Source organism: Paraburkholderia diazotrophica, from assembly GCF_900108945.1.
Classification (GTDB): Bacteria; Pseudomonadota; Gammaproteobacteria; order Burkholderiales; family Burkholderiaceae; genus Paraburkholderia; species Paraburkholderia diazotrophica.
In genome coordinates, this window is record NZ_FNYE01000103.1 from 1 (window position 1) to 1,686 (window position 1,686).

Sequence of the window (1,686 nt, forward strand, 5' to 3'; positions counted from 1 at the left end):
TTGCTCACGCTTGCCCTGCTCGGCATCGGCTGGAACTTCGGGTTTGTGGGCGCATCGGCTCTCGTGCTCGAGTGTTACTACCCGGAAGAAAAGGCACGCGTGCAGTCGCTCAATGACTTCGTCGTATTCGGAACGATGGCCTTGGGCTCGTTCCTGTCGGGTGGACTGCTGACGGCATATGGATGGGACACGGTGCTTCGGCTGTCTTTTGTTCCGCTTCGGGAAAGGGGCACTGATTCTTGATTGCCGCACTGAACAGAGGCGACCGCGAACGAACGGATGGCTGGATCTATCATGGGAACTGTGAGGTTGCCATGCGTTGTCAGGACCGGAGCATCGAATGAAGCCACCACGCAATACCGACTCCGTGCCAGGCGAGTGGTACATCGACACGGCGTGCATCAATTGCGGTGCATCGCGTCACGTCGCGCCTGGGCTGATTGCCGAGCGAAACGACAGAAGTGTCTTCGTTCGGCAGCCCGTCACGTCAGAAGAACAGCTTGCTGTTTGGCGTGCGGTGTTGGTATGTCCTACCGCATCGGTACGTAGCGAAACGAAGCAGCCTCGCCCGAAAGTCGCGATCTTTCCGCAGCAGATCACATCGGGCGTGTGGCGCTGCGGATTCAACGCCCGGTCGTCGTTTGGCGCACATTCTTATTTTGCCGCGCGGCCAGACTGCAATCTGCTAATCGACTCACCGCGGTATGCGGCAGAACTGGTGAATTGGTTTGACGCTTCGGGTGGAATTACGCACATCCTTCTGACGCATCGTGACGACGTCGCAGACGCAGACAAATACGCGCGCCGGTTCGGCGCGCGTGTCTGGATCCACCGCGAGGACAAGCCGGCTGCCCCCTATGCTACGGATCTGCTCGACGGCGGATCAGCACCGAGCATCGCGGCCGGCGTGCGCGCAATCTCGACGCCCGGGCACACTCGGGGAAGCGTTGTCTACCTGCTCGACGATCGTGTGCTGTTTTCGGGTGATTCACTTGCCTGGAGCCCACGCGAGCAGGACCTCGTCGCGTTCAGGGACGCGTGCTGGTACTCCTGGACCGAGCTTACCGAATCGCTCGGCAGGCTGGCCGCGTATCGTTTCGAATGGCTGCTTCCTGGTCACGGTTGGCTCGCGCACTTGCCGGCCAAGGAAATGAATGCTCGCTTGCTCGCGTTGGTTACACGCATGGGAAACGGCTGAAGTCGCCGGAATCTGCTTTCCGCACGGGGCGCTTTGAATCCGTCAACGTCTAGCCCTGCGATGAGGTGGCAAGACTCGGGCCATGAGGCGTCATTTACTCCTACTATCGCGCAGACGTTCAAACGTCGGCTCAAGTCATGAACCGGCCGTTGCTTTCGCAAGAGTCGGAATGTCGCTTGTTGGAGCGATCGAACGAGCATTGGGTAGAACGTTACGCGCAAAGCATATCGCCGCCGCGTTCGCGCAATTGCGCCGAAGATTCGAATGCGCTCCACCGGGGCTCCCCGTGTTCGAACGCATCGCGGCGAGGTGACGGGGGGCACTGCGCACTGCACGGGCCGAAAGGGGTGCTGCACAGATCCGGGCGGCCCACATCAGAAGGCCTTCTGCGTGTTAGGGCAACGCTGAACAAGCCGTTGTTTTCATCCATTCGGGCGCAAACAGAGGCAGATTGATCGTGAGAGAAGCTTTCCGCTTGTTTTTTCCTG

The 1,686-nt window shown here is 59.7% G+C and carries 1 protein-coding gene and 1 pseudogene; both read left to right on the top strand.

Annotated elements, in window-relative coordinates; all coding sequences use genetic code 11:
- Positions 1-243, top strand: a pseudogene (locus BMW76_RS40020) (MFS transporter); the annotation flags it as partial.
- Positions 244-340: 97 nt separating this feature from the next.
- On the top strand, positions 341-1,198 hold the full coding sequence (locus BMW76_RS40025; RefSeq protein WP_090874171.1) for an MBL fold metallo-hydrolase: 858 nt from the start codon (positions 341-343) through the stop codon (positions 1,196-1,198).
- Positions 1,199-1,686 lie beyond the last annotated feature (488 nt).